General features: G+C 54.6%; 25 protein-coding genes and 2 tRNA genes. 9 read left to right on the top strand and 18 right to left on the bottom strand.

Annotated elements, in window-relative coordinates; all coding sequences use genetic code 11:
* Nucleotides 1–52 precede the first annotated feature (52 nt).
* On the top strand, nucleotides 53–478 hold the full coding sequence (locus Q8O73_RS02740; RefSeq protein ID WP_305554577.1) for an acyl-CoA thioesterase: 426 nt from the start codon (nucleotides 53–55) through the stop codon (nucleotides 476–478).
* 109 nt (nucleotides 479–587) lie between these two features.
* On the opposite strand, the gene Q8O73_RS02735 is transcribed toward Q8O73_RS02740, so the two are convergent.
* From Q8O73_RS02735 to Q8O73_RS02690, 10 genes are all read right to left on the bottom strand, one after another.
* Nucleotides 588–872 (bottom strand): type II toxin-antitoxin system RelE/ParE family toxin, encoded by a 285-nt coding sequence (locus Q8O73_RS02735; RefSeq protein WP_305554574.1) that lies wholly within the window; start codon nucleotides 870–872, stop codon nucleotides 588–590.
* Complete coding sequence (locus tag Q8O73_RS02730) at nucleotides 869–1,108, bottom strand: type II toxin-antitoxin system ParD family antitoxin (protein WP_305554571.1); 240 nt, start codon at nucleotides 1,106–1,108, stop codon at nucleotides 869–871. The genes Q8O73_RS02735 and Q8O73_RS02730 overlap by 4 nt, the downstream gene beginning before the upstream one ends.
* Before the next feature lie 115 nt (nucleotides 1,109–1,223).
* Nucleotides 1,224–2,216: a dipeptidase gene (locus Q8O73_RS02725; protein ID WP_305554568.1), complete on the bottom strand. Its 993-nt coding sequence runs from the start codon at nucleotides 2,214–2,216 to the stop codon at nucleotides 1,224–1,226.
* 11 nt (nucleotides 2,217–2,227) lie between these two features.
* Entirely contained in the window at nucleotides 2,228–2,992 is a 765-nt protein-coding gene (locus tag Q8O73_RS02720) for an ABC transporter ATP-binding protein (protein ID WP_305554565.1), read from the bottom strand.
* On the bottom strand, nucleotides 2,989–3,840 hold the full coding sequence (locus Q8O73_RS02715) for an ABC transporter ATP-binding protein (protein ID WP_305554562.1): 852 nt from the start codon (nucleotides 3,838–3,840) through the stop codon (nucleotides 2,989–2,991). Before Q8O73_RS02715 ends, Q8O73_RS02720 begins: the two co-directional genes overlap by 4 nt.
* Before the next feature lie 2 nt (nucleotides 3,841–3,842).
* Nucleotides 3,843–4,769: a nickel transporter permease gene (gene nikC / locus Q8O73_RS02710; protein ID WP_305554559.1), complete on the bottom strand. Its 927-nt coding sequence runs from the start codon at nucleotides 4,767–4,769 to the stop codon at nucleotides 3,843–3,845.
* A 2-nt stretch (nucleotides 4,770–4,771) separates the two neighbouring features.
* Entirely contained in the window at nucleotides 4,772–5,839 is a 1,068-nt protein-coding gene (locus tag Q8O73_RS02705) for an ABC transporter permease (RefSeq protein ID WP_305554556.1), read from the bottom strand.
* A 12-nt stretch (nucleotides 5,840–5,851) separates the two neighbouring features.
* Entirely contained in the window at nucleotides 5,852–7,441 is a 1,590-nt protein-coding gene (locus Q8O73_RS02700; protein WP_305554553.1) for an ABC transporter substrate-binding protein, read from the bottom strand.
* Nucleotides 7,442–7,706: 265 nt separating this feature from the next.
* Nucleotides 7,707–7,783, bottom strand: a tRNA-Asp gene (locus tag Q8O73_RS02695).
* Nucleotides 7,784–7,952: 169 nt separating this feature from the next.
* Nucleotides 7,953–8,029, bottom strand: a tRNA-Asp gene (locus Q8O73_RS02690).
* A gap of 254 nt (nucleotides 8,030–8,283) precedes the next feature.
* Here Q8O73_RS02690 and Q8O73_RS02685 point away from each other — a divergent pair.
* Nucleotides 8,284–8,634: a hypothetical protein gene (locus tag Q8O73_RS02685; protein WP_305554550.1), complete on the top strand. Its 351-nt coding sequence runs from the start codon at nucleotides 8,284–8,286 to the stop codon at nucleotides 8,632–8,634.
* Between the two features lie 24 nt (nucleotides 8,635–8,658).
* Here Q8O73_RS02685 and Q8O73_RS02680 read toward each other — a convergent pair whose 3' ends face one another.
* The 3 genes from Q8O73_RS02680 to Q8O73_RS02670 all read right to left on the bottom strand — a co-directional run bounded on the left by Q8O73_RS02680 (nucleotide 8,659) and on the right by Q8O73_RS02670 (nucleotide 10,398).
* A complete protein-coding gene (locus tag Q8O73_RS02680) occupies nucleotides 8,659–9,171 on the bottom strand; it encodes a transcriptional regulator (protein ID WP_305554547.1) in 513 nt (170 codons plus the stop codon).
* A gap of 41 nt (nucleotides 9,172–9,212) precedes the next feature.
* Nucleotides 9,213–9,701: a response regulator gene (locus tag Q8O73_RS02675; protein ID WP_305554544.1), complete on the bottom strand. Its 489-nt coding sequence runs from the start codon at nucleotides 9,699–9,701 to the stop codon at nucleotides 9,213–9,215.
* Nucleotides 9,702–9,912: 211 nt separating this feature from the next.
* On the bottom strand, nucleotides 9,913–10,398 hold the full coding sequence (locus tag Q8O73_RS02670) for a dCMP deaminase family protein (RefSeq protein ID WP_305554541.1): 486 nt from the start codon (nucleotides 10,396–10,398) through the stop codon (nucleotides 9,913–9,915).
* A 279-nt stretch (nucleotides 10,399–10,677) separates the two neighbouring features.
* Here Q8O73_RS02670 and pyk point away from each other — a divergent pair, with 279 nt between their 5' ends.
* From pyk to Q8O73_RS02655, 3 genes are all read left to right on the top strand, one after another.
* Complete coding sequence (pyk, locus tag Q8O73_RS02665; protein ID WP_305554538.1) at nucleotides 10,678–12,102, top strand: pyruvate kinase; 1,425 nt, start codon at nucleotides 10,678–10,680, stop codon at nucleotides 12,100–12,102.
* Between the two features lie 307 nt (nucleotides 12,103–12,409).
* Complete coding sequence (locus Q8O73_RS02660) at nucleotides 12,410–13,858, top strand: DUF2336 domain-containing protein (protein WP_305554535.1); 1,449 nt, start codon at nucleotides 12,410–12,412, stop codon at nucleotides 13,856–13,858.
* A 7-nt stretch (nucleotides 13,859–13,865) separates the two neighbouring features.
* Nucleotides 13,866–14,801: a hypothetical protein gene (locus tag Q8O73_RS02655; protein ID WP_305554532.1), complete on the top strand. Its 936-nt coding sequence runs from the start codon at nucleotides 13,866–13,868 to the stop codon at nucleotides 14,799–14,801.
* Between the two features lie 4 nt (nucleotides 14,802–14,805).
* Here Q8O73_RS02655 and Q8O73_RS02650 read toward each other — a convergent pair whose 3' ends face one another.
* The 3 genes from Q8O73_RS02650 to Q8O73_RS02640 form a co-directional block, all read right to left on the bottom strand.
* Nucleotides 14,806–15,117 (bottom strand): ribbon-helix-helix domain-containing protein, encoded by a 312-nt coding sequence (locus Q8O73_RS02650; protein WP_305554529.1) that lies wholly within the window; start codon nucleotides 15,115–15,117, stop codon nucleotides 14,806–14,808.
* Between the two features lie 90 nt (nucleotides 15,118–15,207).
* The gene (locus Q8O73_RS02645) at nucleotides 15,208–15,789 is read right to left on the bottom strand and encodes a DJ-1/PfpI family protein (RefSeq protein ID WP_305554526.1); all 582 of its coding nucleotides are present in this window, start codon (nucleotides 15,787–15,789) and stop codon (nucleotides 15,208–15,210) included.
* 168 nt (nucleotides 15,790–15,957) lie between these two features.
* Complete coding sequence (locus Q8O73_RS02640; RefSeq protein WP_305554523.1) at nucleotides 15,958–16,842, bottom strand: mechanosensitive ion channel family protein; 885 nt, start codon at nucleotides 16,840–16,842, stop codon at nucleotides 15,958–15,960.
* Between the two features lie 300 nt (nucleotides 16,843–17,142).
* Between Q8O73_RS02640 and Q8O73_RS02635 the strand changes: the two genes are divergently transcribed.
* Nucleotides 17,143–18,042 (top strand): OmpA family protein, encoded by a 900-nt coding sequence (locus Q8O73_RS02635; protein ID WP_305554520.1) that lies wholly within the window; start codon nucleotides 17,143–17,145, stop codon nucleotides 18,040–18,042.
* Nucleotides 18,043–18,226: 184 nt separating this feature from the next.
* Nucleotides 18,227–18,856, top strand: coding sequence for a hypothetical protein (locus Q8O73_RS02630; RefSeq protein ID WP_305554516.1), 630 nt, complete (start codon nucleotides 18,227–18,229; stop codon nucleotides 18,854–18,856).
* A gap of 82 nt (nucleotides 18,857–18,938) precedes the next feature.
* On the opposite strand, the gene Q8O73_RS02625 is transcribed toward Q8O73_RS02630, so the two are convergent.
* Nucleotides 18,939–19,388, bottom strand: a complete 450-nt coding sequence (locus Q8O73_RS02625) for a CoA-binding protein (RefSeq protein ID WP_305554513.1) — start codon at nucleotides 19,386–19,388, stop codon at nucleotides 18,939–18,941.
* 138 nt (nucleotides 19,389–19,526) lie between these two features.
* On the opposite strand from Q8O73_RS02625, the gene Q8O73_RS02620 reads away from it, so the two are divergent.
* On the top strand, nucleotides 19,527–20,411 hold the full coding sequence (locus tag Q8O73_RS02620) for a sulfite oxidase heme-binding subunit YedZ (protein ID WP_305554510.1): 885 nt from the start codon (nucleotides 19,527–19,529) through the stop codon (nucleotides 20,409–20,411).
* On the opposite strand, the gene Q8O73_RS02615 is transcribed toward Q8O73_RS02620, so the two are convergent.
* Nucleotides 20,383–21,018, bottom strand: coding sequence for a LysE family translocator (locus tag Q8O73_RS02615; RefSeq protein WP_305554507.1), 636 nt, complete (start codon nucleotides 21,016–21,018; stop codon nucleotides 20,383–20,385). The two genes, Q8O73_RS02620 and Q8O73_RS02615, sit on opposite strands and share 29 nt — an antisense overlap.
* A 230-nt stretch (nucleotides 21,019–21,248) precedes the next feature.
* Here Q8O73_RS02615 and Q8O73_RS02610 point away from each other — a divergent pair, with 230 nt between their 5' ends.
* A complete protein-coding gene (locus Q8O73_RS02610; protein ID WP_305554504.1) occupies nucleotides 21,249–21,965 on the top strand; it encodes a FadR/GntR family transcriptional regulator in 717 nt (238 codons plus the stop codon).
* Nucleotides 21,966–22,035 lie beyond the last annotated feature (70 nt).

Below are 22,035 nucleotides of genomic sequence, written 5' to 3'. Positions count from 1 at the left end.
AACATGATGTTGATGATCCTGTCGGCTGTGGCCGCCTTAAAGGAGTTTGCCGATGGCAACGCGCAATGAATACAACACCGCCGCCGATACCTCGATGCCGCGTGGCGAAATGTGTACCCGTACCCTTGCCATGCCTGCCGATACCAATCCCAGCGGCGATATTTTCGGGGGCTGGTTGATGGCGCAGATGGATATTGCGGGTGGCGTTCTTGCCAGCCAGATCGCCGAAGGTCGGGTGGCGACGGTGGCGGTGGATGCCATGACATTTCACCGCCCGGTTTTTGTTGGCGATGTGGTGTGTGTCTATGGCGATATCGAACGCATCGGCACGACATCGATGGTGCTGCATCTTGAGAGCTGGGTACTGCGCAAAAATCAGCCGCCGCGTATCAAGGTGACCGAGGCGACCTTTACCTTTGTCGCCATTGATTCCGAAGGCCGACCAAGGCCGGTGCGCAAGGATGAGGCGACGGCGTGAGGCGGAAAGTCAAGGCGCACACTTGATTTGGTTCATGGTTTTGGCAGGATGAAACCAGTAAGTGAGACCATCAGGCATCCTTAAAATGCAAGGCGGTGGGTAATGCTCCCTATAAATCCGGATTCTCACGTCCAAGAATACGCATGATCTGGATGCCGTTTTCGCCCAAACGGTAATAAATGGCATGTAAACCGTAAACGCAACTGCGATAGCCGGGGCGGATATTATCAACGGCCTGATGCAGGGCAGGAGATTGCGCAATTTTGTCGAACTGTTCAAACAGTGCGTCAAAATAAATGTCCGCTCGTTCCTGGCCGAAAGTCTCAATGCCGTATCGATACAGGCGTTTGATATCGTCTTCTGCAAGTTTGCTGAAACGACAGGACGGAATCAAAATTTCATGCCCGCCTTGACGGCGGCGCGGATGTCTTCTTTACCCATGGAGGAAAGACCACTTTCCTCGGCAGCGATCAGAGCACCTCGCAGACGCTCGATTTCAGCCATGCGCATCTGTTTTTCCCGCAAGGCTTCACGCACCACTTCGCTGTCGGACGCATATTGTCCGGTCGCAAGCTGTGCCTGTATCCAGGCTTCCTGAGTCTCTGTAACAGTAATGCTCTTCTTGATCATAATAAGGCAATCCCTTGATGCTTTATTATCCTACTTTATCCTGCCCCATTCGCAGCAAATGAGGCAAAGGGAAAACGGGATGACCAAGGCTGGTGCGCAGGGATGAGGTGACGGTTTAGAGCCAGCTTTCCTTTGCCACCCTTACAAAATTTTCGCCCATGATCCTGTCCACATCATCGGGTTTGTAGCCCGCGGAAATCAAGGCATCGGCGAGGGCCGGGAGTTTGCGCGGGTCAAACACCGCTGCACCGCCTGCACCGGGGCCATAGCCACGGTCTTTGGGCCAGTAATAGGCGCTGTCTACGCCGTCCGGGAAGTCGTTGGCGACTGCAACCGATGGCATGGTATCCAGACCGATGCCGACATGGTTGGTGCCGACAAGTTTCACCAGATAATCGATATGGCGGATCATGTCGGGGATGTCGGGGGCGTTCGGGGTTTTCATAAACCGTTGAAAACCGCAAACGCCAATCACGCCGCCGGTATCGGCACAGGCCCTGATTTGCGCATCATCAATACAGCGTTCATGCCCGCCCAGAATTTTGGGGTTGGCGTGGCTGAACACCACCGGTTTGGTGGAAACCCGCATGATGTCAAGGCTGCTTTGCCGTCCGGTGTGCGAACAATCCATGATCATGCCGCCGCGATTAACCGCCCGAACCATTTCATGCCCCAGATCGGTCAGCGGGATGTCGGTATCGTGGCAGCCGCCCGCCACCGAATTGTTGCGGTTATAGGCAAAATGGATTTGCTTCACGCCCAGCCGGGCAAAGACCGGCACCATTTCGGGCATGTCTTGCAGCATTACCGATCCTTCAAGATCAAAGCCAACGCCCAGAAGCCCTGCCTGTTTGGCACGGGCCAGATCGTCAAAGGTTTCGATTTGCAGATATTTGTCGGGCCGGGCGGCGATTTTGGCGCGGAAGGCGGCGATGACGCGCAATATATGCGCAACCGAATTCATATCCATGCCGACATTGATACAGACATAATCGATCTTGCTGTCGGCATAGGTATCGAGCAATTCAATCGGCGTTTTGACCGCATCCAGCGGCAGGCAGGCATGGGCATCCCAGACGAAAGACGGGCGATAGGCGGTGTCGGTCATGGTGTCTCCGGTCAGTCCCAATCCACAAAACTGTCGATGATGGCACGGTCATAGCCCGCAGCAGCGCGAAAAAGCTGTTGCGAATAGGGATGGTCAAGATGGCCGTCGGCCAGTTGCCGGGCGGTGGCACGTTCCACAATGCGGCCCAGATTCATGATCGCGATATCGTCGCACATATGCGCCACCACGGCGAGATCGTGACTGACCATGATATAGGTCAGGCCCAGATCGCGCCGCAAGGCCGACAGCAAATTCAAAACTTCGGCCTGGATCGAGACATCAAGGGCCGATGTCGGTTCATCGAGCAACAATATTTTGGGCTTGAGGATCAGGGCGCGGGCAATTGCCACCCGTTGCCGTTGCCCGCCCGACAATTGATGCGGATAGCGAAACCGGAAGGAATTATCGAGGCCGACCTGTTTCAGTGCCTCGATCACCCGTGCATCGGAATTGCCCAGTTTGTGAACATCAACCGGTTCGGACAGGATGCGGTCGATGGTATGGCGCGGATGCAGGGAGCCGAACGGGTCCTGAAACACCATCTGCACATCGCGATAAAAGGCGATATCGCGTTTGGGGCCAAGGTTTTTGTCGGCAATCGTGATGCGTCCTTCCCAGTCATCGACCAGACCGGTGATGGTGCGCAGCACCGTTGATTTGCCCGACCCGGATTCCCCGACCAGCCCGAACGAGCCATTTAACGGCACGTCAAAGCTGACATCTTTCAGGACGTGATTTTCGCCAAACCATACATTGAGATTTTCTATTTCGATCATGTCAGGTCCTGTGTTTCCCATGCGGCGTCGCGTGCCAGCACCGGCAGATCGGCATGGTTGCCATCCATTTTCGGCAAACAGTTCAAAAGCCCGCGGGTATAGGGATGTTGGGCCTGATCAAGGTTGCTGGCGGCGATTTCCTCGACCACGCGGCCCTGATACATCACCAGAACCCGGTCGCAAAAGCTTGAGACCAGATGCAGATCATGGCTGATGAATATCAGCGCCATGCCGCGTTCACGTACCAGATCATCCAGAATCGCCATCACCTGAAGTTGTACGGTGACATCAAGGGCCGATGTCGGTTCATCGGCAATGATCAGTTCCGGTTCGGGGATCAGCATCATGGCAATCATCACCCGTTGCCCCATGCCGCCCGATACTTCGTGCGGATAGGATTTGAAAACCAGTTCCGGGTCGCGAATCTTGACTGATTCCAGCATTTCGATGGCGCGGCGTTTGGCCTCGCGATTATTGACCTTGAAATGTTCGCGATAGGCCTCGATGATCTGATCGCCGACTGTCATCACCGGATTAAGCGAATATTTCGGGTCCTGCATGATCATGGAAATGCGCGCCCCGCGGACCTTGCGCCAATCACGGGGCGACAGATTGCGCAAATCGGTATCGTGAAATTGCAGGCGGTCGGCCCGGATATGGCCATTGGCGGCGGTCAGGCCCAAAATCGCCCGCCCGGTCTGGGATTTGCCCGACCCGGATTCACCGACAATGCCCAGCCGTTCCCGGCCGAGATCAAACGAAACGCCGCGCACGGCCTCGATCGCGCCCTTGGCGGTGTTAAACCCGACATGCAGGTTGCGTACACTGAGGATCAAATCCTGTGTCATGGTCAATCGCCCCCTCGCGGATCAAGAACATCGCGCAGGCCGTCACCCAGCAGATTAAAGCCCAGACTGACGATAAAAATCGCAATGCCCGGCACGGTCGAAACCCACCATTGTTCCAGCAGGAATTGTCGTCCTTCGGACACCATCGCCCCCCATTCAGGCATGGGCGGTTGTGCGCCTAGCCCCAAAAAGCCAAGACCGGCGGCAATCAGGATCATGCCCGCCATATCCAGCGTGACCCGCACCACCAGCGAACTGAGACACATCGGGGTGATATGGCCCAGAATAAGCCCGGTGTTCGAGACACCTTGCAGGCGGGCGGCATAGATATAATCCGATTTGCGCACGGTCAGGGTTTCGGCCCGTGCAATACGGGCATAGGGTGGCCATGCGGTCAGGGCGATTGCCAGAATAGCATTTTCCAGCCCCGGCCCCAAGGCGGCGACAAAGGCAAGGGCAAGAATCAGTTTCGGGAATGCCAGAAAAATATCGGTAATCCGCATCAAAACAGAATCGACCCAGCCACCAAAGAATCCGGCAATGGTGCCGACCAGAAGCCCGACGGGGGCGGCGGTAATCACGACAAGGGCCACCACCATCAAGGTATATTGCGCCCCGTAAATCACACGCGACAAAATATCGCGACCCAATTGATCAGTGCCAAACCAGTGTTGGGCATTGGGCGACTGAATGCGTTTGGTCAGGTCCGCAGCCAGCGGGTCATAGGGGGCGAGGACCGGGGCGAGCAGCGTTACAAGCACCAGCGACAGAACAATGCCAAGGCCAACCATCGCCAGTCGGTTTTCGGCCAGTTTCAGCCAGCCCATCCATGCGCGCCCGCACCGTGCCTGAAAACGCGATTGTGGTGTGTCCGATGTCAGCCATGGCCGCAGGCCAGGTTTGAAAAGTCGGGATGTGGTTTGGGTCATGGTTATCTCCGGGCGCGGGGGTCAAGCAGGCGGTACAGCACGTCCGACAGCAAATTGACGCCGATAAACACCGCCCCCACCACGATTGTTCCGCCCAGAACGGCGTTCATGTCGGCCTTCAGCAATGAATTGGTGATGTATTGACCCAAACCCGGCCACGAAAAGATAATTTCGGTCAAAACCGACCCTTCCAGAAGATTGGCATAAGACAGCGCAATGACGGTGACCAGCGGGACCATGACATTGCCCAGCGCATGCCGCCAGATGATGCGGGTTTCTGAAATCCCCTTAACCCGTGCGGTCAGGATATATTCCTGCCCCAATTGTTCGAGCATGAAGGACCGTGTCATGCGGGCAATATAGGCCAGCGAGAAATAGGCGAGGATCGAGGCGGGCAAGATGATGTGCGATACCGCATTCCAGAACAAATCCATGTCGCCTTCGATCAGGGTATCAATCAGCATCAGGCCGGTGGTCGGTTCGATGAAATCGACATAAAAGGCATCCAGTCGTCCAGGACCGGCGACCCAGCCCAGTTTCATGTAAAAAATCATCAAACCCATCAGGCCCAGCCAGAAAATCGGCATTGAATAGCCAACCAACCCGAAAATTCGCACCAGATGATCGGGCCATTTGCCCTTATGCACGGCGGCAAAAACCCCCATTGGAATGCCAAGGGCAACCCCGATGATGGTGGCAACAGTTGCCAGTTCAAGAGTGGCGGGGAAGACACGTTTGATATCATCCAGAACCGGGCGTGATGTCAGGACCGAACGACCAAAATCGCCTTGCAAGATATTGCTGACATAAATGTAAAATTGCTGCCACAGCGGCAGATTAAGTCCCATTTCCTCGCGGACGCGGTCATAAACGGCCTGAGGTGCGCGGTCGCCCACAGCCGCCAGAACCGGATCAATCGGCAAGACCCGGCCAATCAGAAATGTGACCAGCAAAAGCCCGAACAGCGTAATGATCAGGGAAAATACCAGACGGATAAAACTGCCGCCGGTGCCGGAAAAGAGACGGGCGCGTTTGCGCCCGTCCCGGTTGCTGCGAAGTACGGAAAACATGCGTCCGTATCCTCAATCCTTGGTGACAAAACGATAGTAATTATTGTCGAACGACGGGCCGAGATCCAGGTTGTGGACGTTGTTGCGCAATGACGCAATTTCGGTTTCCTGGAACATGATGACAAACGGACCGTTTGCCATCACATCACGTTGCAGTTCGTGATACATTGCAACGCGTTTTTCGGTGTCGCGTTCCAAAATTGCCGCATCGGTCTTGGCCGTCAGATCACCGGCGTCCCAGGCATTGCGCCATGCCAGCGGCTTGGCCGAGGCTTCGTCGGAATTGTCCGGGTTCCACGCAAAGGTCGATGCGTTGGTGTGTGGATCCTGATAATCCGGGCCCCAGCGACCGATATAAATATCGTGCTGACGGGCACGGTATTTGGTCAGGGTTTGTCCGCCATCACCGGGAATGATTTCCAGATTGATGCCCGCCAATGCCCATGTGGCCTGAATCGATTGCGCCATGCCCATGATGGCGGTGGTGTTTCGGGTATCCATGCTGACATTAAATCCGTCCGGCAGTCCGGCTTCGGCCAGAAGTGCCTTGGCTTTTTCAACATCCAGCGTATAGGGATTATCGTTCAGCGCGCCCAGAAAACCATCAGGCAGGAAAGCCTGATGAACCGTGCTGCGTCCGGCCAGAATGGTGGAAGAAATCCCGTCATAATCAACAAGATATTTCAGGGCTTCGCGCACCTTGGGGTTCGACAGATATTCGTTTTTCTGCGACAGGCCCAGATACCACAGGCCGCCTTTGGGCTGGTTTTGGAATTTGATGGTATCGCTGTTTTGCAGGGAGGCAATCTGGTCGGCTTCGAGGTTGCGGGCGATATCGATATCGCCTTTTTCCAGAAGCAGTTGCTGCGATGCCGCTTCGGCAACGTGGCGGATGATGACGCGCTTCATTTCAGGCACGCCGTCCCAGTACTCCTCATTCGCCGTCAGGCTGAGGCTTTCGCCTGCGGTCCATTTGTTCAGTGCAAAGGGACCCGAACCGGCATAGGCGGTACGCAGCCATTCATGGCCCAAGTCACCGTCCTTTTCATGGGCCATGACTTCGGCCTTGTCAACAACGGCACCAACACCTGCCGTCAGGCAATACAGCACAAAGGTTGGGGCAAAAGGCTGATCCAGTTCCATGACGACGGTCATATCGTCGGTCATGCGGATTTTTTCCATGACATTGTCCGGCGTCAGGCCAAACTGCCCCAAAATAAAGGCCGGGGATTGATCAAGCAAAATCACCCGTTGCAGTGAAAAGGCAACGTCTTCAGCGGTAAGCGGATTGCCCGAGGCAAATTTGATACCATCACGGATTTTGAAGGTAAAGGTTTTGCCGTCTTCGGAAACGTCCCAGCTTTCGGCAACAACGCCGTGAATTTTTGACACGTCTTTATTGTCAAAGCCAATCAGGCGATCATAAGTGTTACCTGCATATTCCGCGCCGGAAAATTCAAAAATTTCGGCGGGGTCAAGTGTGATGATGTCGTCAATTGAAAATGCCATGACCAGGGCATTTTTCGGCGTTTCGGCGTTGGCCGATAACGGCATGGTGGCCAGTGCGGTTCCCAGAACCAGCCCGGCGATCAGTTTGCGCATTTTGCGCCTCCCGTTCTTGGTTGTTGTGGTTGCGAGTCTTATGGTGTGCGTGACCCGCCTTGTTCGACGAAAGAATAACAAGGACAGCATATTTTATACAGCTACGCAATAACCTGTAGAGCCGGATTCCTGATACCACCGGGCAGGGGAATCCTGTAAGCGGCAGATTCATTATGGTTTTGTGATATTGCGGTGCAAAATAAAAATAAAAAAAGCCGCAAGACCAGAACCTGATCAGCGACTTTTTTTAGACCCTTTTAAAGGGTGGCGCGAGTGACGGGACTTGAACCCGCGACCTCCGGCGTGACAGGCCGGCACTCTAACCAACTGAGCTACACCCGCAGAGTGTGTGGCGCGGTTTATATAAAGGGGGGCGGTGTCTGGCAAGCGTTTTTTTGCAAAAAATGACAGAGATTTTGTGGATGGTTTGCCGCGATAAAAACCGGGTCCGAAAAGCAAAAAAACACCAACGATAAATCGTGGTGTTTTTTTGAAAACTCTCAAAAGAGAGTGGCGCGAGTGACGGGACTTGAACCCGCGACCTCCGGCGTGACAGGCCGGCACTCTAACCAACTGAGCTACACCCGCAGAGTGTGTGGCGCGGTTTCTAACAGTGGCCCTGATGATGCGCAAGCCCTTTTTTCCACGCTTTTGCGCTTTTTCGTCAAAGGGCTGAAAACCGCAGGCATTTTCATCCCGTATCCATGTCTGGAATGGCCTGTCGTCCTTGGAACAAGCAATGAAATAAGCGAGGGACATTGATGTTGATCAAGATTTTGACAGGCTGGAGGCGTTAAAAAAACATCATGCCTTGTTGAGGCTGTTACCCGATTGGATCCGTAATGCAGACAGATGCCTGTTCCCTTCCTGTCGTTCAGTTGCTGGCGGAAATGGAAGAAACCATTGCCGGTTTACCTGTGCATTCAGGTGCGCATGGCGTCGTTTCATCCCCCGAAGAATTCAGTTTGCTGCGGAGCGCGATTTTGCTTTGGGCTGGGCAGAATGCGGTTTTGACCGGGGATGCCGAACTGTCACGGCGCTGGATGCAGCGGCAATTGCCCGATATTTCCCGACAGTTGGAGCGGATTCTGGCCCGGTTGTCCGACCCCGTCGAAACGCCACAGGAAGAATGCAGAGAGGCGGCGCGGGGATGTCGCCTGCATCTGGTCACGCAGCGCATTGTATCGTCATGATCGGGCAAGCAAGGAGATTGATTGTCAGGCGCGGGGATCGCCATAGCGTTCGGCGAGTTTCGCAAGGGCGGCAATGGTGGCCTGTTCAACCGTGGTGCCAAAACCGGTCACGCGGCTGGCAAGGATGACATAGAGCGCATCAATATGAAGCTGCATCACCAGCAACTGTTTTTTGGTGGCGGTGCTGCGATCAAGAATGAAGGTTTCCAGCGATTTGGCGATCTGAGTCATCAGCGGATACTGAAACGTCCCGCCCAGTGCCTTGACCGAATAGGCAAGGTCAACACATCCTTGCAAGGCGATGGCACTTTTGCCGTTATCCTTGACGGCATCAATAACCAGTTGTCTGGTATCGGCAAGGTCCGATCCGATCTGGCGGACAAAGTTATCGGTGCTGCGCTGAACAACCTGTTCCAGTTCCATCAACTGTTCTGGCGACAGGTTGATATCCATGCCTTTGGCATAGTTAACCGTCCGGCGTTTCAGCTCGGTCTGGGCCGGTATAATCTGGACATTCTTTTTTTTCTTGTCGGTCATTGACGGCGTTCTTGTCCCGGCAGTCTGCGATCTTGTTTGTTTCAGGCGTCGCGACGATCAGGTCCGTCAAAGGAAACCTGGCGACGGCGGCGGTCCGGCCCGAAATAGGTATCGGTGTTGATAAAGCGGCGCGGCCGCGTGATCACAGAAACCAGACGGCTGTAGAGTGCCTTGGCATTGAAGGGTTTGGCAAGAAATTCCGTAATCCCAAGGTCACGGGCCTTGGTGACATATTGTTCCTCGGAATGGGCCGTCAGCATGATGACGGGGACAAACCGGTTGGGGGAACTGATGGAATTGCGCAACGAATCAAGAAATTCAAGGCCATCCATGCCGCGCAGTCGCCATTCGGTGACGATGACGTCGATTTGCTGGCTGCGCAAAATTTGAAATGCGTCTTGCGGGTTGGGCACCCGTTGGACATGGGTCGCGCCAAGATAGGCCAGGGTATCAAAAACAACCTGGGCCGATATCTTGTCACCATCAACGACCAAAAAGCTGATTTTGCTAAAGTCGATCTTTGCGCTCATCAGGCATTCTATCCAGTGCGGGTCATCACGCCGTTGCATCTGACGTAACTAATGCCAATTTCATTATACTTTTGTTTGTGATCCGGCAAGTTCAAAGCAGGCTGCAACCCCTTCCTGAATCTGACGAATCCTGTCCAGGGAGTATTCAGGGGGCGAGTTTTGCTGCAACGCGCACATTCTGCCGCAAATAACCCGAGGTTGGAAACAGGGGTTATTTTTCCATTTCTTCGAGTGGCTTTACCCCGCCGGAGTCATTGATCAGCAAGACTTTCACACCGGATTCGCCAAACATTTCGGTCGAAATATGGATATCCTGTTGCCAGCGTTCGAGAAAATCAGGGGTCAGCTTGTCCTGATCGACGCAGACTTCGGCAATGCCAGCCTGAATGATGGCGCGTGCGCAATCGCTACAGGGGAAATGCGTGACATAGAGGGTACACCCATCCAGCGATGTGCCAGTATAGCTGGCATTGTAAATGGCGTTGCGTTCGGCATGTTCGGTATAGGCGTATTTCGCCGGGCGCTGATGGCGACTTTCGACATTGTCATCCACACCGCGTGGAAATCCGTTATAACCAACAGCACGGATTTCCTTTTTCGGGCCAATAACAACCGCGCCGACCTGGGTGCTGCGGTCTTTTGACCATCCGGCGATATGGGCGGCAAGCGCCAGAAAACGGTGGTGCCAATCGGCCATGATGCGTCCCTGTTTTCGGGTGATTTTGACGGATGGTCCCGGTGGATCGGGGCCGGAATTTTTTTCAGTCTTCTTTTAGGAATGCCGGTGATGTGAATGTCCAGCAAAAAAAACACATCCAAATCCGGACTTCACAGAAAAGTCCCTGTTCAAACCGGGCTGTATTTACTATTAAGGACAGACCCCCAGTTAAAATAATCAGGTCATTTACGTCGTGCCCCGGATCGTTCCGGTCGCGACGGAGCCTAATGGAAACTTTAAAAAGACGAGGTAAAGCGGATGCGCCGTCAACGCAAGGCGAAGATCATCGCAACTCTGGGGCCGGCAAGCTCTAGCCCGGAAATGCTGGAAAAAATCGTTCGGACGGGTGTCGATGTCTTCCGTTTGAATTTTTCGCATGGCGAACATTCAGAACATCAGGCGCGGTTTGAAACAATCCGCGAAGTTGAGGCAAAACTGGGCCGCCCGATTGGCGTTCTGATGGATTTGCAAGGCCCGAAAATTCGTGTCGGCACCTTTGCCGTTGAACAGATTATGCTTGAGGCGGGCGACAAGTTCCGCTTTGACATGGACAAGACGCCGGGCGACCAGAACCGGGTTTGTCTGCCGCATCCCGAAATTTTCAAGGCATTGGAAGTCGGTGCGAATTTGCTGCTGGATGATGGCAAGGTGCGGATGCGCGTTGAAAAATGCGACGCCGAATCCGCCGATTGTGTTGTCATTGCCGGGGGTCCCTTGTCCAACCGCAAGGGTGTTAACGTGCCCGATGTGATGTTGCCGATGTCCCCCCTGACTGACAAGGACCGTGTCGATCTGGCCTATGGTCTTGAGATGGGGGTGGATTTTGTGGCCCTGTCTTTCGTGCAGCGCCCCGAAGACGTGGCCGAAGCCCGCAAGATTATCAATGGCCGTGCGGCGATCATCAGCAAGCTGGAAAAGCCCAAGGCCATCGAACATCTTGATGAAATCATTGCCCTGTCGGACGCCATTATGGTGGCGCGTGGCGATCTGGGGGTTGAATGCCCGCCCGAAGATGTGCCGATCCTGCAAAAACGTATCATTGCTGCCTGTCGTGTTGCCGGGAAACCGGTGATCGTGGCGACCCAGATGCTTGACTCGATGGTAACAAACCCGGCGCCGACCCGTGCGGAGGCATCCGACGTTGCGACCGCCATTTATGACGGTGCCGATGCGGTGATGTTGTCAGCCGAAAGTGCGGTTGGCAAATATCCGCTGGAAACAGTCGGGATCATGGATCGCATCATGGTGCGGGTCGAGCGGGATGAATTGTATGCCCGCCTGCGCGAGGCGTCCCGACCTGATCCGGAACATACCGCCCCGGACGCCATCAGTGCCGCAGCCCGTCAAACGGCCGGGACGATCGGATCCAAGGCGATTGTCACCTATACGACATCGGGTTCAACCGCCTATCGGGCGGCACGTGAACGCCCCGAAGTTGCCATTCTGGGCCTGACCCCGAAAATCCAGACGGCGCGGCGCATGGCATTGTGCTGGGGCTTGCATCCGGTCTTTACCCGCGATGCCACCAATTTTGCCGAAATGGTGGGGATTGCCTGCGATGTGGCGAAACGCGAAGAATTTGCAGCGCCCGGTGATTCGATCGTGATTACCGCCGGAGTGCCGTTTGGAACGCCGGGGGCGACCAATATCCTGCGGATTGCGTGGCTGTCGGGTAAAAACTGATATCCCGGATTGTGCGGATTTACAGACAGGCTGCCATATTTGGCAGCCTGTTTTGTTTGGGGTGGAATGTCTGAAAAATATCAATAATTTACAAAAATCCCTTAAGGGGTGCGTTAATCGTTTTTTGATTATTTCCAGCCCATAGTAAGGGTCATGAAGGCAGGATGTGTCACAAATTCAATTTTAGTGTGATGTCTCTGGTTTCAAAAGGAATTCTGGGCTTTGATGGTTGTCGGTGTTATGGGGCCTTGTTATAAGGATGACACCGAAGAAGCTTTTTACAGGGACGCGGGGAAGTGCGGGGATAATGCTGGCCTGGATGTTCAATCGTCATAAATCCAAGGATACAGCCGCGTCAGACAATGGCGCGTCCGGGAAATTGCGCGAACTTGCCGATATTGTCCGGACTGTTGCTCCCGATGAATTTGCCGCAGGGTCGCGTACCGAACCCCGTGCCAGCCGAATTCCACGTCATAGCAATTCTGCCGATGGACAGGCCTGTTTTGGTGCGCTGGATCAAGCGAGCGCCATCGCAGCCGAGTTGGATGATCCTGATCTGTATTCCGCACGCCCGCAAGAAGATGACAGCGAAGCGCGCATGGATGTTGCCCGGCGGTTGCGCCGCCATCTTGCCAGTCTCAGCCCGTCTGAACGCCTTGATATGGTCGATGAATTTGTTGCGGCAATTGCCCGGATGTCGGATTGTTATCGTCCGCAGGTCGCCGCCCTGATCGAACAGGAACTGGACCATACGCCTTATCTGACCCGGCAGGCCGCCTTGAAACTGGCCCGGGAAATTTCAGCGATTGGTCGGGTGCAGGTCATTGATTATGTCGAAATGCTGAGCGATGCCGATTTTCTGGATATTTTGCGCGGGCGGGGTGAGTTTGTTATTACCGCTGCTGTGCGGGCCGAGTCTGAAAAACGGGCCGCTGCCGAGGCGCGACTGTCGCGGGACCGGGCCGAAAAGGGCGGGTTGCTGACCCGGTTTTTGTCCGGGGATGATGGCCCTAAAAATGTGGTGGCACTGACTCCGCATCTGGACCGGGTACAGGCTTCGGATTCTGCATCCGGTGATAATCATGTTTTGTCGGGGCGGGAAAAAATTTCGCGGCAGGCACAACGCCGCATTGCGCATTTTATTGCCGCATCATTGTTTGACACCCTGGTCGAGGAACGCCGTTTGCGTGCCGAAGTCGCGCGCGCCTTGCGTCAGGCTGTACGTCAGCGCATCGAAAAAACCCGTTTTGAAAACCGGATGCCGGTCGAGGCCGTTCAGACGATTTTTCTGGATGAACAACCGGAAGATGCCGAACAGGTGACACACGCCTCGGCTTCGCAACCGATGACCATTGATCAGGTGGTGCTGGATGCCCTGTCGCGTGATGAAGATGCGATGGTGGTGCAGGCATTGGCGCATTATGCGCAATTGCCACAAGCGGTTGTGTCCAAAATCATTGATTCCGGCAGTGCGCGTGCGATTACCGCATTGGCATGGCGTGCGGGCATGACGGCCCCGTCTGCGGTGGTGCTACAAATCAGTTCCGGTGTGCCCGAAGACAATCTGGAACGTCCGGTGGCCGGGGGGCGCTATAACATGGCGTCGGCCGATATGGACTGGTACATCGATTTTTTTAACGAACTGCAACCGGCCGGTCCGCGCAAAAGATCGAATGTAACGACGTCTTCTGAAACTGTTCCGGGCCGTTCTGGCCGCAAAACCGACACGCGACGCCATGATCCTGATGGAGCCTGAGGCAAAAATGCACAAGGATCTGGGGATTTCCTATGACGGGCTGAAATATGCCTTGTCGATCAAGGACAGCTACCGGACCCGCGAACCTCTGACCGTGACGGGGGCCGGGGCGCAGAAACGCCTTTTGATGCCCGAACATTTGCTGAGCCGCGATCTTGCTTTGATGCAATATGATGATCCGCTTGCGTTGGCGGTGATTGCAACCCGCGATCCCGAAAGTCCGATGGCGCTGGCCGCAGCCACCCGGATGTGCCCACATGCCAAAACCCGTGAATTGATTACCGGCATTTTCGAGGTAGTGGGCGAGGCGACCAAGCATGAACTGGTGGCCGATTGCGTCAAATTATTGACCCGGAATGCCTTTTCGCCCGAATCCCTGCATGTGGTGCGCAACCGTGCCGCCAATCATGTGGTGGAAATTCGCGAATTTTACCGTCGGGCAATGACCGAAAATCTGCGGGCCTTGCTGGATGGTAAAAAAGAAGCCCGTGATTTTATCGATGAATTCATCGAGCTTGCCTCCAGCGGAAATTTGCGTCTGGAAATTTATAAACGTCTTGTTGTGCGGCTGATCCGGTCGGATGCGGTGCGGCCCAGTGTGAAATTCATGCTGCTGGAACGGCTCGACTGTTTTCCGCAGATGGTCAAATTGCAGATCATCACCGAGGTCAATGCCGCCCCCGATACCCCGGAATACCAAACCCTTAAACAGGAATTGCGCTGGATATATCAGGCCAAGACCCGCGAGGAAAAACGCCACAAGGTGACACAAAAACCATGGCTTAATCCGGTGAAAATCGATTTTGGCACGGCGGCGGGGATTCGCATCAAAAAGGATTCGGGCGAAGTCCCTTATCCCGGACATATCGCATCGCCGTCAATTCCACGCGCGATGGCGAGTGGTGGCTTTGGCAGCCGCGATATCGCATCCTGGCTGAACTGATGATCTACATCGCCCTTAATATCGGTGGGCTGGTGGTTTCACCGGTACTGATCGCAATCTGTTTTTCCAGATAAACTGTGCAAATCACCCGCAGCAATGATGCGAAATTCGGGATATTGCCGCGCTGAACAATGACTTCGTCATGCAGGGCACCCAAAAATTGCGGGGTTGAAAATCCTTCGCCTGCCGCGATGTCATCGAGAATTTGCCAAAACCGTCTTTCAAGGCGCAGGCTGGTCACTACCCCGTTAATCCGCACGGACCGGCTGATATTTTCATACAGTTCGGGGCAGGTGCCGGAATAGATCTGACACATCGGATGTCTCCCTGTTGGGCCATCGCCCGGTGGGGCGATGGCGGATTACAGGTTATGGTCGTTAAAATCAGGATCGAAAGCAACCGCTGATTAAAGGCGGATTTCGGTGCCCAGTGCGAGCAGGAATGCTGCCAGCCATTTGGGGTGGGCAGGCCATGCCGGGGCAGTGATCATATTGCCATCAGCACAGGCATCATCAACTGCAATATCGGCATAGGTCCCACCGGCAAGGCGGACTTCGGGTGCGCAGGCCGGATAGGCCGATATTTTCCGATCCCGGATGACATCGGCGGCAGCCAGAATTTGCGCACCGTGACAGACGGCGGCAATCGGTTTGTTGGCCTTGGCAAAATCGCGTACCAGTGCGATGACATCTTCGTTCAGGCGTAAATATTCAGGTGCCCGTCCGCCGGGGATCAGCAGGGCATCGTAATTTTCTGCCCGTGCCTTGGCAAAATCGGCATTCAGCGCAAAATTATGCCCGCGCTTTTCACTATAGGTCTGATCGCCTTCAAAATCGTGGATGGCGGTTTTGATACTGTCGCCTGCTTTTTTATCGGGGCAGACGGCATCAACATGATGACCGACCGCAAGCAAGGTCTGGAACGGCACCATGATTTCGTAATCTTCGCCAAAATCGCCGACAAGCATCAGAATTTTCTTTGCAGCCATTATATCCTCCCTGACTGGTGTGTTTGCCCGCCGATTATACGCCTTGCAAGCGATGCGTGGGTAACAGCGGGATACTACTGGCCAATCATGGGTATCAATGGCCCGTGGCGCAAAAAAGGCGACCCCGGTTTGAGGTCGCCTTCTATATTAAGGTGCAGATCCGAAAAATCAGGCCTTGGGGGTGGGGGCCGTTTTGCCGATCGTTGCCTTGCGCGGGGCGGCTTTGGGTTTTGCTGCCGGTTTTACAGGCGGTTTGGCGGGCGAGGACGAAGGCGGCGTGACCGCGGCAAGGTCTTCGCCCTTGATGTGCAAATCGCGTTGCGGAAACGGGATCGAGAAACCGGCTGCTTCAAGATCGGTTTTGGATTTCCGCGTCAGTTCAAACAGGGTGGGCCAGTAATCGGATGTATTGACCCAGGCGCGCGCCGTCAGATCGACCGAACTGTCGCCCAGATTGGCAACAAAACTCATCGGGGCCGGGTCGGCATGGGTACGGGGATCGTCCGCCAGCAACTTTTGCAAGAAGACCAGCGCCTTCTCGACATCATCGTCATAGGAGATGCCAACCTTGATATCCACGCGCCGAGTCGCATTGCGGGAATAGTTTTTTATGGCGCTATTCCAGATTTGCGAATTGGGAACAGACAGATAAATACCGTCCGCTGTTTTCAGCTGGGTAGTAAATAAACTGATTTCAGTCACGGTGCCGGAAACAGAGCCTGCTTCGATGAATTCATCAATCTTGAGTGGGCGCAACATCAGGATCATCACCCCGGCAGCAATATTCGACAGGGTTCCCTGCAAGGCAAGGCCAATGGCAAGGCCCGCCGCACCGAGTACTGCGATGATGCTGGCGGTCTGGACACCAAAATTGGACAGCACCGCAATCAGGACAAAGATCAGGATCAGGTATTGAACAATGCTGGCGGCGAGGGGTTTGAGGGTATTATCGACAAACCGCACACTTTTGAGGCTGTGGCGCACGAGAGAGGCGGCTTTTCCTGCCAGCCACCAGCCAACAACAAGGATGATCAGCGCCCCGAGTATGTCCATACCCATACCCAGAGCAAATGCCTGGACTTTGTCTATAAATGCGGATGTTTCTGCCCCGTACATTTCTCGCCTCGCTTGCTTGTCTCAGAAAAAATTGATATGCATTGCCTGTTTTCTGGGCTGCCTGACCAAGATTTACATGCTTTGGCTCTCTTGAAAAGGCTCGCGCCCGAAACTATTTTTTATAATCTAATGGAACCTTTCGCTTTTTTGCTCGTTTTACGTCATAATGTAGACACGTTCAGTATTACTATTGAAACCCGATAAACAACCTTAACGACTGGGGCATTGGAGAGAAACATGAAGTTTCGTCCTTATATTTTAGGTGCAGTTGGCAGCATGGCGTTGCTTTCGGCATGTAGCAGTGTTGATAATTCCGGAACCGCTGTCATGTATGGCGGCAATCCGTTCACTTATGGTAACAGCGTCAACAGCGCCATTACATCGACCGAACCCCAAACCCAGTTTGGCAAGGCGTTGAAGGCAGAATACATTGCCTATGCGCGTCGCGAAGCTGACGAATGGTATGACTTCTTTGACGCCGATTTCTTTGCCCGCAAGGCAGGCAGTGTCGTCGATAATGAAACCATTCTTCCGGAAGATCCGGCCAACTGGCGTTTCGATGCCGAGGAAATCGCCCAGAAGCGCGCCGTTCGTGATGAACTGATCGGCTTGCTGGATGGCGGTGCCCGTGAAGCAAAACCTGATGTTGCCGCCGTTGCGCAGGCACGTTTTGATTGCTGGATCGAAGAAAGCGAAGAAGGTTGGCAGCTTGATCTGATCAGCCAGTGCTGGAAAGATTACGAAGCCGCCATCGCGGAATTGAAAAAGCAGGAAGAAGCACCGATGGCGCAGCAGCCGGTTGCTGCCGCACCGCGCCTTTTCACCATCTTCTTTGATTTTGACAGCACCGAAATTACCCCGGTTGCCCAGCGTGTTCTTGACGCTGCTGCGGAACAGTGGACCACCAGCCCGAGCGACGTCTCGGTCGTTGGTCACACCGACGCATCGGGTTCGTCCAGCTACAATCTTGGCCTGTCGGATCGCCGCGCCAAGGCGGCCCTGTCCGAACTTAGCAGCCGTGGCGTTGCTGGTGATCGTGTTGCCACCGAAGCCGTGGGCGAAAGCAACTTGCTGATCCCGACTCCGGATGGTGTGCGTGAACCGCGTAACCGTCGTGTAACCATCTCGATCGATTGATCGCAGGTCGTTTACCAAATCTTTGGCAACGGGATGGCATAATGCCATCCCGTTGTTTTTTTTGGATAGTGCTTTTTTCTTGCGATGAATAATGCGACGGGATGTTGAATTTGGTGGTAAAAACCTTACATTCACGTCTAATTGATCGAAACCGAATATGGGAGTGCCGGGGGACATGAGAAACATGCTGTCTTTGCGCAAACTGAAAACACAGTGCGCATTGCTGACGCTGGTTGTCGTCGGAGCCTATGCCTCTTCTGTTCTGGCGGCTGATCCGACACCACCTGTTCCTTTTGAATCCTTGTTTGCGACCGAACGTGGGGATGCCAAGCTTTTGCGTTTTAATGCGTTTTCCGGTGACATTCCTGGAAAGCGGATCAAAGCGCTGCTGCAATCGGGCCCGGTGATCGGGGATCGTGTTTTGCTGGCCGAAGATGTCGCTGTTTATTTCCCCGATGGCTATATCGTGCAGTCGCAGGCCAATCTGCAAAAATATATTCCCAAACACGGTTTAGCCTCCGAACATGTGGATGAACGGGATGACCTTCTGGAAAATCCGCGTTACCGGCTGGTGGAACAATTTGGCCGGTTCCTTGGGCCGGAATGCGCCCGTGTTGAATATGCCAACGGTTTTGCCGCGCTCCGCATCAAATCCGACGGGGTTGTGTCATTGATCACGGAAACGCCGGGCATTTTTGACCCGTTGATCGACGAAAAAACCGTCACCTATAACGTTACCAGCGCCGTTCAGCCCGATTTTATCGGCAATCGCGGCCTGGTGCCGGAATTGATGCAGAAATGTGGGCGTGGTTGATCCTGCGTCCCTTTTTGTGACCGATGCCAAAGGCGCCACATTCATCGTGGCGCCTTTTTTCATGGCGGATCATTCGGGCCGGTTACACTGACGGATGTTTCCAGCCAGTACCGAACAGGCGGGGAATTTCAATCGCCGGGCAGCGATCCATAACCACATCAAGGCCAGCCTTGATGGCGCGGGCGGCACCGTCTTCGTTAATCACATCCAGTTGCAACCACACGGCCCCGGCCTTGATGGCAATGGCCTCGTCAATAACACCTCCGGCATCGTCGCTGTTGCGAAACACATCGACCAGATCGATTTTTTCCGGGATATCGGCAAGGCTGGCATAAACGATTTGCCCGTGGATTTCCTGTCCCGCCAAACCGGGATTGACCGGAATAACGTGATATCCAGACCCCAGCAAAAATTTCATTACCCGGTTGGAAGGGCGGTCCGGCTTGGGACTGGCCCCGACAAGGGCAATGGTGCGGGTGCGGTTCAAGATGGCGCGAATGCCATCTGCATCGGGGTTGGTGAAACCGTCCATGATGGGGTCCTTATGTGGTGGGATGGCGATGTTCACGCGGTTTCTCGCGAAAAGTTGAGATGGAATTCAGGTGACGTGCCCGCCTTTTCCCGGTTGAGTAGGCAGAATATCGTAAAAACGACATAAGGCAATTGACGCATGTTCCCCTGGTGTGACCCATCCGGCCGTTTTTCGGTTTTCAAATTTTTGGTCTTTGCCGGTTTATTGGTGCCCGGTGCCTTTATTTTCTGGCGCGTGATGACGGCGGATGGCGGGGTGGAGCCGATCAAAACCGCGATCCTGGACAGTGGTGACTGGACGATCCGGTTTTTGTTGCTGTCCTTATTGATCACGCCGTTGCGCCGGGTGACGCGATGGGGGCAGGTGATGCTGGTGCGGCGTATGGTCGGGCTGGCGGCGATGGGATATGGATTGTGCCATCTGATGTTATATGCGGCGACGCAATCCTGGGATATCGCCCGGATCGCCAGCGAGATTGTTTTGCGCATTTATCTGACCATTGGCTTTGTTGCGTTGTTTGGCCTTGTCGTGCTGGGTGTGACATCGACCCGGGGAATGATGCGCCGCATGGGTAAAAACTGGGGCAGGTTGCACCGGGCAAGTTATGGCATTGCGGTGCTGGGTATTTTGCATTTTTTCATGCAATCCAAGATCGATGTCAGCGAAGCGACCTTGATGGCGGGCTTGTTTGTTGCCCTGATGGCCTGTCGCCTTGTTGTTCATTTGGGCGGATCATTGCGCAGGCCGTTGGTGATGGCAGGGATTGCACTTTCTGCCGGTCTGATCACGGTGGGGATTGAATATGCGTGGTACGGGCTGGCCACCGGAATTCCGCCTGAAATTGTGGTGGCGGCCAATCTGGATTTTATCTGGCCGCTGCGCCCGGCATGGCTGGTGTTTTTCGCCGGTCTGGCGATGGTGGCAATCGCCTTGTGGAAGGCGATGCAGGACCGTGGCGGCATGATGACCGCCACGTCAGGATGGATCAAAATGATCAGGCTGCGGCGCTGGCGCGCCGTGTGAGGGCGGTCAGAAGGCCTGCGGCAATCAAGACACTGCCGCCCGCCCGGTTGATGCGTTGCATGGCGCGGGGGTGGCGGAATTTTTCACGCAAGGTTCCGGCCAGAATGGCCCACATGGCGGTATTGACCGCCGCCAGTGTGACAAAGGTTGCGATCATGATGCCAAATTGCGGCATCAGCGGGCTGTTGGCGACGACAAATTGCGGGACAAAGGCGATGAAAAACACAATGCCCTTGGGGTTTAAAGCCGTCACGATATAGGACTGCAAAAACATCCGGCTGGGCCGGTTGCGTTTGGCATCACGGGAATCGTGCAGGGCTTCGGGTTTGTCGCGCCACATTTTCACACCCAGCCAGACCAGATAAACCGCCCCGCATAGTTTCAGCACGGTAAAGGCGGTCGCCGATGCGGCCAGAAGTGCCCCGGCACCCAGCAAGGAAACCGTCATTGCCGTCAGATCGCCCAGCGCCACACCAGGCACGGTCGCCCATGCGGTTTGTCGGCCCTTGCCAAGCGCATAGCTGACGACCAGCATCACGGTCGGCCCCGGAATGGCAAGAACAACGGCACAGGCGACAACAAAGGCAAGCCAGATTTCCAGCGTCATTTCGACGATCCTTTCATATGGAGATGGTCCTGACGCAAGCAGATTGCCGTATTTTACCGGCGGTGACAAAGGGTTTGTCATGCCCGGTTTCCCGGTTTTCCTGTAAGTTCATGTGACAGGTATTTGGCCTGTTTTCAGGAAAATCACAGTGTTGGCTTTACCCGCGATCCATTTGGCGATATTTCTTGCCAATGATATTTACAAGATAACAAGCGCAAAAGGTCGTGGGCATGACGGGGTTGCAGCTTAATATCCAGAAGCGTGAAAAACTGGCAGATCAGCTTTATGGGCAGATTCTGGAACAGATTGTGTCGGGCAATCTGGCCGAAGGGGCAAAGTTGCCATCGGAAAACGAGATTTGCACATCATTCGGGGTATCGCGGCCTGTGGTACGCGAAGCCTTGCGCAAACTGCAAACCGATGGCCTGGTCTATGCCCGGCAGGGGGTCGGGTCATTTGTCAAAAAACGCCCGCCACAAGGATTGATTGAATTTGCCCAATCCGCAGATGTTGCCGGATTGCTGCGCTGTTTCGAGGCGCGTATCGCGATTGAAGGTACAACCGCGCGTCTGGCGGCGGAGCGCGCCGGAACCCGCCATCACCGGGAAATCGAACAGGCGTTAAAAACCCTGTCGCGCGGCCTGAGCAGCGGTGTGATCGCCAACGAGGCCGATTTTGATTTTCATGTCGCGATTGCGCGGGCCAGCGGCAATGACATCTTTGTTTCGATGCTTAATTCCCTGCATGGCGTCATCGCGGGATCGATGAATGTCGCGCTTAGCATCACCCGCACCGGATCCAAGGACCGCATTCGCAAGGTGGCCGAAGAACATCAGCAGATTTACGACGCCATTCTAAGCCGCGATGGTGTGTCGGCGGAAATTTTGATGCGATATCATTTGATGCAGGCACGGCAGCGCGTCACCGATCACGCCCGCGACATGTAATGCGATGCACCTGTCATTGACAAGTGCCGGGGCAACAGGCATTAAGTCATCATATGAATTTTTACAACAG

Source organism: Thalassospira sp., assembly GCF_030690045.1.
Classification (GTDB): Bacteria; Pseudomonadota; Alphaproteobacteria; order Rhodospirillales; family Thalassospiraceae; genus Thalassospira.
Note: the sequence above shows the minus strand (reverse complement) of the source record. Positions and strands in the feature narration are given on the sequence as shown.